This is a genomic window from Zobellia roscoffensis (assembly GCF_015330165.1).
In the GTDB taxonomy this organism is placed as follows: Bacteria; Bacteroidota; Bacteroidia; order Flavobacteriales; family Flavobacteriaceae; genus Zobellia; species Zobellia roscoffensis.
In genome coordinates this window covers 1,906,879-1,921,674 of the sequence record NZ_JADDXT010000002.1, presented here as the reverse complement: position 1 = coordinate 1,921,674, position 14,796 = coordinate 1,906,879, and the positions used below count along the sequence as shown (strand labels likewise).

At 38.8% G+C, this 14,796-nt stretch carries 17 protein-coding genes; 14 read left to right on the top strand and 3 right to left on the bottom strand.

Going from position 1 to position 14,796, the window contains the following annotated elements; translation table 11 throughout:
• Positions 1-20 precede the first annotated feature (20 nt).
• Both IWC72_RS08125 and IWC72_RS08120 read left to right on the top strand, forming a co-directional pair.
• Positions 21-947, top strand: a complete 927-nt coding sequence (locus tag IWC72_RS08125) for a bifunctional riboflavin kinase/FAD synthetase (protein WP_194529430.1) — start codon at positions 21-23, stop codon at positions 945-947.
• Positions 948-2,276, top strand: a complete 1,329-nt coding sequence (locus tag IWC72_RS08120; RefSeq protein WP_194529429.1) for an HTTM domain-containing protein — start codon at positions 948-950, stop codon at positions 2,274-2,276.
• Here the strand turns inward: IWC72_RS08120 and IWC72_RS08115 are convergent.
• Positions 2,273-2,650: a VOC family protein gene (locus IWC72_RS08115; RefSeq protein WP_194525715.1), complete on the bottom strand. Its 378-nt coding sequence runs from the start codon at positions 2,648-2,650 to the stop codon at positions 2,273-2,275. The two genes, IWC72_RS08120 and IWC72_RS08115, sit on opposite strands and share 4 nt — an antisense overlap.
• 79 nt (positions 2,651-2,729) lie before the next feature.
• Between IWC72_RS08115 and serS the strand changes: the two genes are divergently transcribed.
• Positions 2,730-4,001, top strand: coding sequence for a serine--tRNA ligase (serS, locus tag IWC72_RS08110; protein ID WP_194525714.1), 1,272 nt, complete (start codon positions 2,730-2,732; stop codon positions 3,999-4,001).
• 67 nt (positions 4,002-4,068) lie between these two features.
• Here the strand turns inward: serS and IWC72_RS08105 are convergent, their stop codons facing one another.
• The gene (locus tag IWC72_RS08105) at positions 4,069-4,380 is read right to left on the bottom strand and encodes a hypothetical protein (protein WP_194525713.1); all 312 of its coding nucleotides are present in this window, start codon (positions 4,378-4,380) and stop codon (positions 4,069-4,071) included.
• A 206-nt stretch (positions 4,381-4,586) separates the two neighbouring features.
• Here IWC72_RS08105 and IWC72_RS08100 point away from each other — a divergent pair, with 206 nt between their 5' ends.
• The 11 genes from IWC72_RS08100 (at position 4,587) to IWC72_RS08050 (ending at position 12,893) form a co-directional block, all read left to right on the top strand.
• Positions 4,587-6,371 carry a tetratricopeptide repeat protein gene (locus tag IWC72_RS08100; RefSeq protein WP_194529428.1) on the top strand — a complete coding sequence of 595 codons (1,785 nt, stop codon included), beginning with the start codon at positions 4,587-4,589 and terminating at the stop codon, positions 6,369-6,371.
• Between the two features lie 20 nt (positions 6,372-6,391).
• Positions 6,392-6,703, top strand: a complete 312-nt coding sequence (locus IWC72_RS08095; RefSeq protein ID WP_194525711.1) for a DUF4286 family protein — start codon at positions 6,392-6,394, stop codon at positions 6,701-6,703.
• A 20-nt stretch (positions 6,704-6,723) separates the two neighbouring features.
• The gene (locus IWC72_RS08090) at positions 6,724-7,026 is read left to right on the top strand and encodes a gamma-glutamylcyclotransferase family protein (RefSeq protein WP_194525710.1); all 303 of its coding nucleotides are present in this window, start codon (positions 6,724-6,726) and stop codon (positions 7,024-7,026) included.
• Positions 7,027-7,035: 9 nt separating this feature from the next.
• Positions 7,036-7,899 (top strand): 16S rRNA (adenine(1518)-N(6)/adenine(1519)-N(6))-dimethyltransferase RsmA, encoded by an 864-nt coding sequence (gene rsmA, locus IWC72_RS08085; protein ID WP_194525709.1) that lies wholly within the window; start codon positions 7,036-7,038, stop codon positions 7,897-7,899.
• Between the two features lie 167 nt (positions 7,900-8,066).
• Positions 8,067-9,419, top strand: coding sequence for a magnesium transporter (mgtE, locus tag IWC72_RS08080; protein WP_194529427.1), 1,353 nt, complete (start codon positions 8,067-8,069; stop codon positions 9,417-9,419).
• Positions 9,420-9,622: 203 nt separating this feature from the next.
• A complete protein-coding gene (locus IWC72_RS08075) occupies positions 9,623-10,585 on the top strand; it encodes a 2-hydroxyacid dehydrogenase (RefSeq protein ID WP_194529426.1) in 963 nt (320 codons plus the stop codon).
• A gap of 85 nt (positions 10,586-10,670) precedes the next feature.
• Entirely contained in the window at positions 10,671-11,042 is a 372-nt protein-coding gene (locus tag IWC72_RS08070) for a VOC family protein (RefSeq protein ID WP_194529425.1), read from the top strand.
• 2 nt (positions 11,043-11,044) lie between these two features.
• Positions 11,045-11,506 (top strand): DUF1801 domain-containing protein, encoded by a 462-nt coding sequence (locus tag IWC72_RS08065; RefSeq protein WP_194529424.1) that lies wholly within the window; start codon positions 11,045-11,047, stop codon positions 11,504-11,506.
• A 38-nt stretch (positions 11,507-11,544) separates the two neighbouring features.
• Positions 11,545-11,931, top strand: coding sequence for a VOC family protein (locus IWC72_RS08060; RefSeq protein WP_194529423.1), 387 nt, complete (start codon positions 11,545-11,547; stop codon positions 11,929-11,931).
• Between the two features lie 51 nt (positions 11,932-11,982).
• Entirely contained in the window at positions 11,983-12,369 is a 387-nt protein-coding gene (locus IWC72_RS08055; RefSeq protein WP_194525703.1) for a YtxH domain-containing protein, read from the top strand.
• A 23-nt stretch (positions 12,370-12,392) separates the two neighbouring features.
• The gene (locus tag IWC72_RS08050; RefSeq protein ID WP_194525702.1) at positions 12,393-12,893 is read left to right on the top strand and encodes a GNAT family N-acetyltransferase; all 501 of its coding nucleotides are present in this window, start codon (positions 12,393-12,395) and stop codon (positions 12,891-12,893) included.
• A gap of 13 nt (positions 12,894-12,906) precedes the next feature.
• Here IWC72_RS08050 and IWC72_RS08045 read toward each other — a convergent pair whose 3' ends face one another.
• Positions 12,907-14,718: a GNAT family N-acyltransferase gene (locus IWC72_RS08045; RefSeq protein WP_194529422.1), complete on the bottom strand. Its 1,812-nt coding sequence runs from the start codon at positions 14,716-14,718 to the stop codon at positions 12,907-12,909.
• Between the last annotated feature and the right edge of the window lie 78 nt (positions 14,719-14,796).

Here is a 14,796-nt window from a genome sequence, read left to right as displayed (position 1 = left end):
CTTTTTATTATTTTTAACAGGTGGTAACAGTCCAAAGCATTTCCAAAAACGATAAACGGCATCCGACTGCCATTACCATAGGCACTTTTGACGGTGTTCATATTGGTCATAGAAAAATACTCGAACGCCTGATTAATAATGCTACTTCTCTAGATCTTAAGTCTACAGTATTGACCTTTTTTCCGCATCCGCGTATGGTTTTACAAAAAGATGCGAACATAAAATTGCTAAATACAATTGAAGAAAAGACAAAAATATTAGAAGCTCTAGGTCTGGACCAACTAATCATTCACCCTTTTACGCAAGAATTTTCTAGACTTTCTGCCACAGAATTTGTCAGGGACAATTTGGTAAATCAATTAAACACAAAGCAAATAATCATTGGTTACGACCATCGTTTTGGCAGAAACCGAAATGCAAATATTACTGACTTAAAAACCTTTGGAAGTACTTTTGACTTTGATGTGGAAGAAATATCTGCCCAAGAGATAGACGAAGTATCAGTGAGTTCTACTAAAATAAGAAAGGCCCTTCAAGAAGGAGATATTACAACTGCCAATGCATATTTGGGCTATAACTATATGCTTACAGGTACCATTCAAAAAGGAAAAGGCTTAGGTAGGCAAATTGGTTTTCCTACAGCCAACCTACATATTCCCCAGTCTTACAAGCTAATACCTAAAAACGGTGTTTATGTTGTAAAAAGTGAAATTTTGGAAAAAACGGTCTACGGCATGATGAATATTGGCTACAACCCAACGGTTGCCGGAAAGGAAAAGACAATTGAAATCAATTTTTTTGATTTTGACCAAAATCTCTATGGCCAAGTACTACAGATAGATATTCTGCACCGCATACGTGACGAACATAAATTTGAATCTGTAGAAGCATTAAAAAAACAGCTTGAAAAAGATAAACAAACTTCGCTTGCATTAATCTCACAATAAATGCTGAATCGTTTTCTCTTTTCGAAAATCGATAATTCACAACTGATTATTTTTCGTGTTTTTTTCGGAATACTAGTCTCCCTAGAATGTTATGGCGCCATTTTAACTGGCTGGGTCAGAAGAACGCTAATTGAACCAAAATTCACTTTCAACTTTATCGGTTTTGATTGGCTGCAGCCCTTACCGGGCTTAGGCATGTATTATTACTTTTTCGCCATGGGTACACTTGGCGTACTAATCTCCTTGGGGTACAAATACCGTTTTGCCATCATTTCGTTCACCGTAATGTGGACAGGTGTATACCTGATGCAAAAAACATCATACAACAATCACTATTACCTTTTAGTACTAATCTCGTTGATCATGTGCTTTTTACCAGCGCACCGAAGCTATTCTATAGACGCAAAAAGAAATCCACTTTTGCAAAGTAATAGTATGTTAACGTATGTGAGGTGGGCTATAATTTTTCAATTGATTATCGTCTATACTTATGCCTCTATAGCAAAACTTTACGGAGATTGGCTAGATTTTGGCATTGTCCGCGTTCTTATGCTCAATAAGGCAAGCTACCCAATCATTGGAGGTCTTTTACAAGAACCGTTCCTTCATAAAATTATAGGTATTTCCGGTATTTTATTCGACTTACTCATAGTACCGGCACTCCTCTGGAAACCCACTCGAAAAATTGCTTTTTTCGCATCCATATTTTTCCATCTGTTCAATTCTATTGTTTTTCAAATTGGCATATTCCCTTATTTGGCATTAGCCTTTACAGTGTTCTTTTTTGAACCTGAAACGATTCGAAAAATATTCTTTAAAAAGAAAAAACCATACCTGCTACAGAAGCTGGAAGTCCCTAAGTATAAAAATATCCTTTTTATACTTGGCGGCCTGTATTTCTTGGTACAGCTAGCATTACCCGTAAGACATCATTTTATAAAAGATGATGTCTTATGGACGGAAGAAGGCCATAGATTAAGTTGGCGCATGATGCTCAGGAGTCGGTCCGGATCCTTAAAATTCAAAGTAGTAAATAAGGAAACCGGTGAAAAAACTACAATAAAAAACGAAGATTACCTTACCAAAAAGCAACTGCGTAGAATTGGCGGCTACCCAGACTTTATTTGGCAATTTGCGCAAAGGTTAAAAAAAGAATACGCAGCAAAAGGAGAGCAAATAGAGGTATACGCCGTGAACTCCAGAGTTAGTATTAACAGTAAACCTTACCGCCCGTTTATAGACCCTAAAGTAGATTTAGCCCATGTTAAATGGAATTACTTTTGGCATAACGAATGGATCTACCCCTCACCCGGATCAGAAAAGCATTAAAACTTATTGGCCCGTTGACAAAGTTGTAAAGGCATTCCCCATGGGTCACGCAGCATAACCAAATACACCCCTTCACGTTTTACTTCTTCTACCAAAGATGCCCCTTCACGTATTAGCCTTTCTTTATCAAGTTTAGCATCATCAGAAACGAATGCCATATGGAATGTTGCCGGTTGCCGTTCTTTAAAATTGCTAAAAGGTTCGTTCTCTTTTTGATACAATTCTAATATCACCCTATCTGTGGAGTCGGCCAAGAACGTCATAAAAGGCGGATTCTCTTTAGCAACCACCACCTTAAGACCCAGATGAGCTACAAACCAGTCCACTCTTTTCTTAATATCCGTAACGTTCAACGCTAAATGTTCAAAAACCATAAAATAATAAGATTATAACGGCTGTAAATGTATTCGTTTTTAATCATTAGTTTAAATTTGCAGACTAAATTTAAGAGCAATGTTACAGCTACACGTAGTTCGAGACAAAAAAGACGACATCATAAACGCATTAAAAAAGCGTAATATAGATGCCGCACCTTTGATTGATGAAGTATTACAATTGGATGAGAAAAGACGTTCAACACAAACAGCTTTGGACACTACCCTAGCGGAAAGCAACAAACTTTCCAAAGAAATAGGTATGCTCTTTAAAAGTGGTAAAGCTCAAGAAGCCAATGTGCTTAAAGAAAAAACGGGCTCCCTAAAGGAAGACTCAAAAAAACTAAGCGATGAGCTGAACACCATTGCCGAAGAGCTTCAAAAAGCACTGTACAAAATACCAAATGTACCTCATGACTCTGTTCCTGCAGGTAATTCTGACGAGGATAATGAAGAAATATTCAAGGAAGGAGAGGTCCCTACTTTAATCGCAGATGCGCTTCCCCACTGGGAATTGGCTAAAAAGTACGATATCATCAACTTTGAGCTGGGCGTAAAAGTTACCGGTGCTGGTTTCCCGGTCTACAAAGGAAAAGGTGCTCGATTACAACGTGCTTTAATTTCTTATTTTCTTGATAAGAATGCAGAAGCGGGTTATACGGAAATACAGGTGCCGCACCTGGTGAATGAAGCCTCCGGTCTTGGCACAGGGCAATTACCGGATAAAGAAGGGCAGATGTACCACGTAGGAGAAGATGATTTATATCTTATTCCAACAGCGGAAGTTCCTGTTACCAATCTTTTTCGTGATGAAATAGTAGCAGAAAGTGACTTCCCTATTTGTTATACCGCCTACACACCTTGTTTTAGAAGGGAAGCGGGTAGCTATGGCGCTCACGTTCGTGGCCTGAACCGTTTACACCAATTTGATAAAGTTGAAATAGTACGTGTGGAAAACCCTGCCAATTCGTTTAAGGCTTTAGATGGTATGGTAGAACATGTAAAAAACATCCTTAGAGAGCTTAAGTTGCCATACCGTATTCTTAGACTTTGTGGTGGTGACCTAGGTTTTACCTCTGCACTTACTTTTGATTTTGAGGTATTCTCTACCGCACAAGACCGTTGGTTGGAAATTAGTTCGGTTTCTAATTTTGAAACCTACCAAGCCAACCGATTAAAACTACGCTATAAAGACGAAAACGGAAAAAGTCAATTGGCTCACACCTTAAACGGAAGTTCTTTAGCGTTGCCAAGAGTATTAGCGGGTATTTTAGAAAACTACCAAACTGCAGACGGAATTGAAATTCCAGAAGTATTGGTGCCTTATTGTGGATTTAGTCGCATAGATTAAATAGAACCGCACAAGAATAAAAAATCGGCCAGGATCAATACGTCTGGCCGATTTTGTTTTACACAATTTACATCTCTCCTTCCCCAACCTCTTCACCAGAGGCGTAGACAACATAACTTTTCCTAGTGGTATTGAACGTTACTCGTATTGGTTTTTCATTTCTAACCAAATCCAAATAATCACTATACCTATCTATTGGTTGGTAACCCACTCCAGTTTTTATGCCTTCGTTATAGGTATTATCGGATAGATTTCCATCTGCAAAGATCAGATATAGCCTATACCCATCTGCACAGTACAAATTAATTCTACCTGAGTTAGTTCCGTTCGGATAGAGAAACGCCGCATAACGGTCACAATTTTTTACAAACACTGCCATTTTTTCTATTTTTTAAATTCATATTAATTAATGTTCTGATTGTAAATGTATTACACTATGAATTAGATACTATTCAACATTGTATGAATGGCTTTTAATAGTGTATAAAACGAGGTAAACTTGGGTCACAATCTATTTATGCCCAAATTATAGTCCCCTTAACAGATTCTTTTCCGGGGCTGACGTAAATTTGTTAAATTTCACATATGAAGGCTCTATATAGCATCGCCATTCTTCTTATTACATTTTCTGCTGTGGCCCAAGAAGACTTCTTGGCAAAACAGTATTTTAACGATGGGGATTTTGACAAGGCTGTAGTGTACTATGAAAAATTGGCAAAAAAAAACCCACGTAGAACCGACTACACCGAAGCACTTATTGCAACCTACCAGCAATTGGAACGCTATACGGACGCAGAGAATTTGTTATCCGAAAAAATTAAGGATGCCAATGTCTTTCCCACTTTATTAATTGAAATGGGGTATAACTACAGATTGCAAAACCTACCAGAAAAAGCAAAAGAATACTATCAAAAAGCAATTTCACAAATTGAAAAAAACCCGAACTACGGGTACGGCATTGGTTATCGCTTTCAAAAATATGCACTTTTAGACGAAGCACTCTCCGCTTATACTAAAGCCATGGAATTAAATCCTCAATTGGATTATAATTACCAAATGGCCCGCATTTATGGTGAACAGGGGAATATTGAAAAAATGTATGTTTCGTACCTCACCCTTATCAGTGAGGGCAAGACATCAAAATCTAACGTACTTAGGAATATAGATGATTTCATTACGGCAGATGCCGAAAATGAAAACAATATCACTTTCAAAAAAATACTCCTACAAAACGCCCAGAAGAATCCAGATATACTCTGGAACGAGCTTCTCAGTTGGTTATTTGTACAGCAAAAGCAATACAACAGCGCTTTTAGACAGGAAAAAGCCATTTATAAACGAATGGAAGGTGCAAACATGCATCGCCTAAATACGCTTGGTAATTTAGCGCTGGAAGAGAATGAAACCGAAACCGCTCAAGAAATATTTCAATTTATAGCAGATAATAGTGGTGACGCCGTCACTAAGCTAAACGCTCAATTAAACCTTATTGATATTCAGCTTTTAGACCCTTCTGAAAAAGAGTTGCAAACCGTCCAAAAACAATTTGATGAACTAATCAACATACACGGCTACAAGGCTCAAACCCTGCAATTGCAAGTGGCATATGCAAACTTTCTGACCTTTAAAAAAGAAACTCCGGAAATGGCCGTCCAGATTCTAAAGCAAAGTTTAGAGCTTCCGCTAAACGCACGAGGGAAGGCTTTTGTAAAATTAGCCTTAGGTGATATTTTGGTCTATGACAAAAAATTTAATGAAGCGCTCATTTATTTTTCGCAAATACAACAAAACCTAAAAAATGATGTACTGGGGCAAAATGCACGGTTTAAGGTGGCCCAGACCAGTTTCTACAAAGGCGATTTTGACTGGGCTCTTACCCAGCTTAAAGTACTAAGAAGCTCAACATCCCAGCTCATTGCCAATGATGCCATGCAATTGAGTTTATTAATTTCAGACAATTCGCTGGAAGACTCTACGCAGACCGCTTTAAAGAAATATGCCCGGGCAGACCTTCTAGCCTATCAAAATAAAACAAAAGAAGCCATTACCGAGCTTGATGGAATTCTTGAAAACCATAAAGGCGAAAAAATAGAGGACGAAGCCCTTCTTAAACAAGGTAAACTTCTAGAAAGTATCAAATCCTATGAAGCCGCCGAATACAATTACCAAAAAATAACGGAGTTCTACGCCAGTGGTATTTTGGCAGACGATGCGCATTTTGCGCTGGCAGAACTCTATAGAAACACATTGAACGAGCCTGAAAAGGCTAAATCGCACTATGAAAAAATCATTTATAACTACCAGGACAGTTATTATTTTCCACAAGCGCGAAAGAATTTTAGAATACTGAGAGGAGATGCCGTGAATTAAATCCATTAAAAACCAACAACATGTATATATACAACGTAACAACCAACATAGAGGAATCCGTTCATGATGAATGGCTCGTTTGGATGCGCGAAGTCCATATTCCGGACGTGCTCGCCACCGGAAAATTCCTGAATGCCAAAATGAGTAAAATTTTGGTTGAGGAAGATATGGGCGGCGTAAGTTATTCCGTACAATTTACCACTTTAAGCAAAGATGAGCTGCAGCGCTATTACTCTGAAGACGCACCCAGATTACGGGAGGATGCCCACAAACGGTTTCCAAACAAATTTGTGTCCTTTAGAACTGAAATGGAGATTGTAAGTGAGCACTAATTACGAATAGACAATCTGGCATGCATTACCTATTTACCTATGGCACCCTTCAGGATCGTTCTATACAACTACAAGTGTTTGAGCGCTTATTGAATGGCTCCAAAGATGGTTTGATGGGGTTTCGCATATCAGAAGAAAAAATATTTGGCAGATACCCCGTTATAGAACCGACCGAGAATAAGAATCAACAGGTTAACGGCACGGTTTATGAGCTGATTGATGAAGAGCTGGCGAAAGCCGACCAGTACGAGGGTTCTGCATATAAAAAAATTAAAGTCGATTTAATCTCTGGCGTTAGTGCCTGGGTTTATGTAAAGGCTTAAAAGAAGCATATGGGCAAGAAAAAAAAGAAGTATTATAAGAGTCAACATACAGAACCTTGGAAAGAAGAGAGTCCCGTAAAGGCAAAAAAACATCTTGGCCAACATTTTTTAAAGGATGAGGAAATCGCCCAAAAAATTGCGGACACCCTTTCTCTGGATGGTTATAGAAATGTAATAGAAATAGGCCCAGGTACCGGCGTACTCACTAAGTACTTGCTTTTACAAGATGTAAATTTAGTGGCGATGGACCTTGATGCGGATTCTATTGTTTACCTCAATCATAGTTTTCCGTTAGAACATCCAAAAGCGATGTCCGGCAAAAGCGCTTTGCAAGTAGTTGAAGCCGATTTTTTAAAATATGACCTGAATAGTCTATTTAAGGGTGAGCAATTTGCCATAACGGGTAACTTCCCCTATAATATATCTACTCAAATCGTTTTCAAAATGCTGGAAATGAAAGAGCTAGTACCCGAGTTTTCAGGCATGTTTCAAAAGGAGGTAGCCAAACGTATCTGCGAAGGAGAAGGCAATAAAACTTATGGAATTTTATCCGTTTTAGTACAGGCGTATTATGATGCGGAATACTTATTTACGGTATCTCCCCAAGTATTTGACCCTCCGCCAAAAGTACAATCCGGTGTACTTCGTTTGGTCCGCAAAAAGAATTTCACTCTAGATTGCGATGAAAAATTGTTCTTTAGAGTTGTAAAGGCAGCCTTTAATCAACGCCGAAAAACTATTCGCAATAGCCTAAAGACTTTTGACCTTTCACCTGAGCTAAGGGGTGAAACTATTTTTGATCAACGACCTGAACAATTAAGCGTTGCTGATTTTATTGAATTGACAAAAAAAGTAGCTTCTGATCTGGAGTAATACTTTTTATTAGGTAAGGCGAATCTAGAATTAAAGGCTTTCTCTTTTTTATTACTGCTCTTCATGGATAAAGCGTGCTAAGAAATCGTAAAGAGCACAACGCTTTAGCTCTTTTTATTTAGCTTTGCCGCAGTTTCTACATAACCCAATTTGTATGATAGCATAAAATGACGCCGTTTAAACTCACAGATGAACTCTTAGCTGAAATTGAACAGCTTATTGAATCCCAAAGGGATACCGAGCTGGTAACCCTAATGGACGATATTCATTATGCGGATATAGCTGAAATCATCAACGAGCTTAACGAAGACGAGGCTACATACCTGATAAAACTTCTTGAGAGTGACAAGACTTCCGATGTCCTTACGGAACTAGACGAAGACGTCCGTGAAGCTATTCTTAACAACTTATCGGCAAAAGAAATTGCCGATGAGCTTGGAGAGTTAGATACGGATGATGCCGCAGATATTATTGGAGAGTTGCCCAATGATATGGTTCAGGAGGTTATCTCCGAAATTGAAGACCGTGAGCATGCCAAAGACATTGTAGACCTCTTAAGATATGACGAAGATTCTGCTGGAGGTCTTATGGCGAAAGAATTGGTAAAAGTCCGCGAAAACTGGGATGTTCTGAAGTGTGTAAAAGAAATGCGCGCCCAAGCGGAGAATGTTACTAGAGTCCACTCCATTTATGTAGTGGACGATGATGACAAGTTAAAAGGTCGGCTTTCACTCAAAGATTTATTGACCACCTCTACCCGCACACACATTAGCGAAATCTATATTCCAAAGGTTGACTCCGTAAACGTAAATGAAAAGCCCGAGGAAGTGGCCAAAATCATGTCTAAATATGATTTAGAAGCAATTCCGGTAGTTGATGAAATTGGACGCTTGGTAGGCCGTATTACTATTGACGATATTGTAGATGTTATTCGAGAAGAGGCGGACAAGGATTACCAAATGGCGGCAGGTATCTCTCAAGATGTAGAGGCGGATGATAGTATTTGGGATTTAACTCGAGCACGCCTACCATGGTTATTTCTAGGTTTGATCGGTGGGGTTGGCGCCGCTGCCATTATGGGCGGCTTTGAAGAAATGATCAGCAAACATGCCGTTTTATTTTTCTTTACACCTCTTATTGCCGCAATGGCAGGTAACGTAGGGGTACAATCTAGTGCTATTATCGTACAGGGTTTAGCCAATGATGATTTAAAAGGTAGTGTAAGTAGCCGCCTTGTTAAAGAAATGCTTTTAGCTCTATTGAACGGGTTTGCCCTAGCCACTATTCTTTTAATTTTTACATGGTTCTGGAAAGGAGAATTCCTCACGTCATTAGCCATTTGCCTATCTCTAGTAGCGGTAATACTCGTAGCTGGTTTTATTGGTACTTTCACCCCCTTATTCTTACACAAAAGGGGTATTGACCCAGCCATAGCCACAGGGCCGTTCATTACCACCAGTAATGATATTTTTGGCATTCTTATTTACTTCTCTATTGCTAAAATGGTATTGGGCATTTAGCGCAAACATCTATTTTACTACCTTTGTAGGCTGTTCAGTTATCGATGACCCTGATTATATCAGTTCATCCCAACCTAAAAAGAACTACCTTAAGTAAATCAAAACAACCTTTTCGGCATATAAGCTATTTTCGTTACGTAATGGTATCGCTTATATAAGCAGCTTGAAAAGAGGCACATGCCTAAGTAATTATGGAAGAGAAAATGAGAATTTTACACGTAGATGTCAACCATCCGCTATTAATAGAACAATTTAATGAATTAGGCTTTCAGAATGATGAGGATTATACCTCCTCAAAAGGAGATATTGAAGCCAAAATCCATGAATACGACGGACTTATTATTCGCAGCAGATTTAGCATTGACAGTGAATTTCTGAACAAAGCTTCCAAACTTAAATTCATAGGAAGACTAGGCGCCGGATTGGAAAATATTGATGTTCGCCATGCCGAAGACCATGGCATATTTCTGGCAGCCGCTCCAGAGGGCAATAGAAATGCAGTAGGAGAACATACGTTAGGTATGCTTTTATCCCTGTTCAACAAACTACAAAAAGCCGATACCGAAGTGCGTACCGGAAAATGGGACCGTGAAGGTAACCGTGGCATTGAACTAGATGGTAAAACCGTTGGCATTATCGGTTATGGAAATATGGGCAAGGCTTTCGCCAAAAAACTGCGTGGTTTTGATGTGGAAGTAATTTGTTATGATATTCAAGGTGGTGTAGGCGATGAAAATGCACGCCAAGTGGGCATTATGGAACTGAACCAACGTACCGATGTTTTGAGCTTGCACGTACCCCAAACGGAGCTTACCATTGGCATGATCAATACTGAGTTTATAGAGAAATTCCATAATCCGTTTTGGTTATTAAATACTGCAAGAGGTAAAGCGGTCGTTAGCGAGGATTTAGTTTCCGCCCTTAAATCGGGTAAAATTTTGGGAGCTGGTCTAGATGTTCTAGAATACGAAAAAGCTTCGTTCGAAAATATGTTTACCACAACGGCAAATGGCGAGGTAGACTTGACCAAAATGCCGGAAGCTTTTCAATATTTGATTCAGGCCAATAATGTATTGCTTACACCCCATGTAGCGGGATGGACTATTGAAAGTCTAGAAAAACTGGCACAGACCGTAGTAGACAAAGTAAAAGCAAAATTTTGTTAACTTAGAGGACCCATAGTCCAAATACCATAGGCCTCCCCCATCGGATTATGAGCTGTACAATTTGTTCATCTTAAAATCTAAAACGATGCAACTAGGCAACTTTTCCGTGAGCTTAAATGTCAAAGATATTCAGGCTTCCAAACAATTTTACGAAACTTTGGGCTTTTCAGTCTTTGCCGGTGAAATTGACCAAAATTGGCTAATCTTGAAAAACGGCAATGCCACCATTGGTCTTTTTCAAGGTATGTTCGATAAAAATATCCTGACTTTTAATCCGGGTTGGAATTCAAACGCAGAAGCGCTAGATTCTTTTACCGATGTACGAGAACTCCAAAATCAACTTAAAAAGAAAGGAATTAAGCTAGATCTTGAGGCGAATGAAAAAACAACAGGACCAGCTAGTTTTATGCTCAATGACCCAGATGGCAATCCTATTTTAATAGACCAACACCTTTAAAAATGAACTATAAATCAGATTCACCAGAAGGGTATATTGAACAGCTTCCGCCAGAGCGACAAGAAGTCATTTCTAAAATAAGAGATACAATACTTAGCAATTTACCAAGTGGCTTTCACGAACAAATAAACTATGGTATGTTGGGCTACGTAGTTCCACATTCCATTTATCCTGACGGGTATCATTGCGACCCAAAGCTTCCGCTTCCGTTTATAAATTTGGCTTCTCAAAAGAATTTTATAGCGCTCTATCATTCGGGTATTTATGCCAACCCAGAATTATATGACTGGTTTGTAAATGAATACCCAAAACATTGCAAGCGCAAATTAGATATGGGCAAAAGCTGCATTCGGTTTAAATCAATGACACACATACCGTACGAACTCATTGCTACGCTATGTCAAAAAATGACCGTAACCGATTGGATTCAACTTTACGAGAAAAATACAAGACCAAAAAAGTAAGTAAACACCATCTACGAACCACACAAAACCAAAAATGAATGAAAAACAGAGTTACCGGTCTAGGCGGATTCTTCTTTAAAAGTAATGACCCAGACCGTATGAAAGAATGGTATAAAGAACGGCTAGGATTAAATACGGACCGCTATGGATGTACCTTCTGGTGGAAAGACAAAGAAGGAAACGACTGCTCCACTCAATGGAGCCCAATGAGCAAAGACACCAAATATTTTGAACCCAGCCAAAAGCAATTCATGATGAATTTCAGGGTAGAAAACCTAGTTGAGCTTTTAGAAGCTTTAAAACAGGAAGGCGTTACCATCGTTGGGGAAATCGAAGAATATGATTATGGCAAATTCGGATTGATCTTAGACCCGGAAGGCAACAAACTAGAACTTTGGGAACCTATAGACGAAGCATTCCTATAATTAGAAAATATAGTTATATTTAGAACACGGTAACCACCAAACCCACACACCATGTCAGAAGAAGGAAATGATTTCTCGGAAAATGCAAAAAAAGCAGCGAACGACTTTCAAGAAGAAGTAAAACAAACCTTTGACCCAAATAATCCCGACAATGGCAAAATTGTGGCCATCATAGCCCATATTACAGTAATTGGTTGGATTGTAGCTTTAATAATGAATTCTCAAAATCGAACAGAATTCGGTAGCTTTTACATCCGCCAGACGCTGGGCATTTGGCTACTGACCATTGTTTTAGGAATCATACCCATTGTAGGATGCTTTGCTGCTATAATAGGCCTTGTATTAATAATTATGAGCCTTATTAATGCCGCTAGTAACAACATGAATCCAACTGTGCTAGTGGGCGAATATTTTCAAGATTGGTTCAAAAGTTTATAGCCACATAATTTTTAATCTTCGTAATGAACCACATAGAACTAAGACCCATGCTGCCCGAAGATTGGCCTTTCGTTTCTAAAATATATGCCGAAGGTATGGCAACTGGCTACGCCACATTTGAAAATAAAACCCCTTCTTACGACGCCTGGAACAATTCCCATATTGCAAATTGTAGAATAATGGCTTTTGAAGAAGACCAATGCTTAGGCTGGGCCGCACTTTCTCCAGTATCTAGCAGATGTGTATATGGTGGCGTGGGAGAAGTTAGCATCTATATTTCTACAGAAGCCAGAGGAAAGGGGGTAGGCTCTAAACTCATGCAAGCCTTAATTACACAGAGTGAAGAAAACGGACTATGGACATTACAATCCGGTGTATTTCCTGAAAATACAGGAAGCATTAAACTTCATGAAAAAATGGGATTCAGACGTATAGGAAAACGCGAACGTATTGGTAAAAGAGATGGTGTTTGGAAAGATAACGTATTGTTTGAAAGAAGAAGCAAAGTAGTAGGCATAGACTAACCTGAAACCACTTCTAAACACTTTGTTGGGACTCCATAAATTTACGCTCTAATTCGGCTTGAAACTCTTCCATAACCGGTTTAACGGTACTTTCTGGCAAATCGGCAATTTTGATGTACATCAACCCATCTATGGCATTATTGAACAAAGGATCAACATTGAAGGCCACCACCTTTGCATTTTGCTTGATATATTTCTTAATGAGAACTGGCAAACGAAGATTACCTGGTTCCACCTCATCTATCAACTTATCAAATTTGTTTAAATCTGCCTGAGTTTCATCAAAAACAAACTCTTTATCTGCATCCTTTAACTTTACCTTAAACTCCTTTTTTGGGCGCACATACTGAGCCACATAGGGATCCCAATAATTACTTTTCATAAACTCAATCATCAGCGATTTCGAAAAGTTAGAAAATTGATTACTGATACTCACACCACCAATCAAATATTTATGCTCCGGATGGCGTAAAGTCGTATGCACAATACCTTTCCAAAGTAAAAACAAAGGCATTGGTTTTTGTTGGTATTCTTTGACGATATACGCCCTACCCATTTCAATAGACTGACTCATCATACCAAAAAGCTCAGGTTCAAAACGAAAGAGATCTTGAAGATAAAAACCATCAATACCGTGTTTAGCAAAAATCTCAGACCCAAGACCCATACGGTATGCACCCGCAATTACCTTTGCCTCATTGTCCCATAAAAACATATGATGATAGTATGAATCAAACTCATCTATATCTATGGAATTATTGGTTCCTTCACCAATTTCACGAAAAGTAATTTCACGTTGGCGGCCAATTTCCTGTAAGGTAAACGGTATTTCGTTCGCCGGAGCCAAAAACACTTCATAGTTCTTGCTTTGCACCATTCGCCTATCATTCTCAACAAGTTTTTCTATTTCTGCTTCAATAACCTTACCACTAACAGGTTGGGCTATTTTACGAGGTTGTTTGGGCAGTTTTAAAGAAGTAGGTATCTGATCTATTAACCGTTCTTTTTCATAGGCATTGGCCAATATATACGTTTTTCTACGCAAAAGCTCTGTATACTCCTCTAACGTCTTATGCTCTTTTTGCGTTGCCACAGAAATAGGCTGTCCAATCCTAATTTTAATGGGTCTGTGTCTTTGTGAATACACCTCAGAAGGTAGCTTTGCCGTACGAAAAACACCGCTAATCTTAGCTAAGCGATAAAACAACTTACTGTTTTTAGCATGAAAATAAATTGGAACAACAGGTACTTCCGCCCTACGAATAAGTTTGATTGCCGTTTCTTCCCAGGGTTTATCTACCGCTATTTTACCTTCTTTTTTTGTAGATACTTCTCCGGCGGGAAAAATCCCCACAGGATGGCCTTCTCTTAAATGTAACATGGCATTTTTAAACCCCGCCATACTACTTTTGGCTTCTTTACGATCTTCAAAAGGGTTTACCGGAAATATGTATTGAGCTAAAGGTTTAAAGCGTTGTAGTAAAAAGTTGGCCATTACCTTATAATCAGATCTATGACGCAGCATTAGCTTTAATAAAACAATGCCATCCATACCGCCTAAAGGATGATTACTAACCGTAATATAAGCACCTTCTTTAGGTAAGCGTTTTAAATCTTCTTCTGGTATTTCGTAATCAATTTCATACTCTTCCAACACAGCATCAAGAAAATCCGGGCCATCTAAATGACTCATTTTATCATACCGTCTATTCATATTAGAAATCTTAGTGACCCTAAGCAATACCCAAGCCGAAAACGTACCCAAAAACCCGTATTTATCAAGTTTGGTAGCTTTGGCCACTTCTTTTGCGGTCACTAAACCCATAGTTTCATTTATCAATTAGGTGACCGCTAAGATAGGAAAAACGTTAAAGGAGCACCCCTTTTTAACAAATTTAGACCT